This window comes from Pantoea sp. B9002 (genome assembly GCF_013385945.1).
In the GTDB taxonomy this organism is placed as follows: domain Bacteria; phylum Pseudomonadota; class Gammaproteobacteria; order Enterobacterales; family Enterobacteriaceae; genus Pantoea.
Map to the genome: position 1 here is coordinate 1 of NZ_JACAPA010000131.1, position 311 is coordinate 311.

Annotated in this window: 1 protein-coding gene; it reads left to right on the top strand. The window is 53.7% G+C overall.

The genetic code is table 11. The features are described from left to right. Nucleotides 1-311, top strand: a 311-nt coding sequence (locus HX773_RS25845; protein WP_218168367.1) for a hypothetical protein, incomplete at both ends; no start/stop codon positions are given.

Here is a 311-nt window from a genome sequence, read left to right on the forward strand (position 1 = left end):
GGATGCTGCCGATGAAAGGGTGTTCTCCTATCGGTTAGGCCGCAGCTTTACATTGGTCTGCCTGAACGATCAGTTGTACCTGATGCTCAGGGTCTGGGAGGAAAACCAGGAGGGAGAAGTTCTATCGGCAAGCCGGCGTAACAGAAGTGCGGTTAAAGTTGCGACCCGGATGGTCTCGGGAAAAGCCGAAGCGCTGATGCTTTCCCATGAGGATCCTTGTGTCATCAAGTTGGAAACCAGGAATGGCCTCTCGACAGTCAAGGTGTGGAATACCAGAAAGACCGGCGAGGCACCTTATACCCTGGGGGATT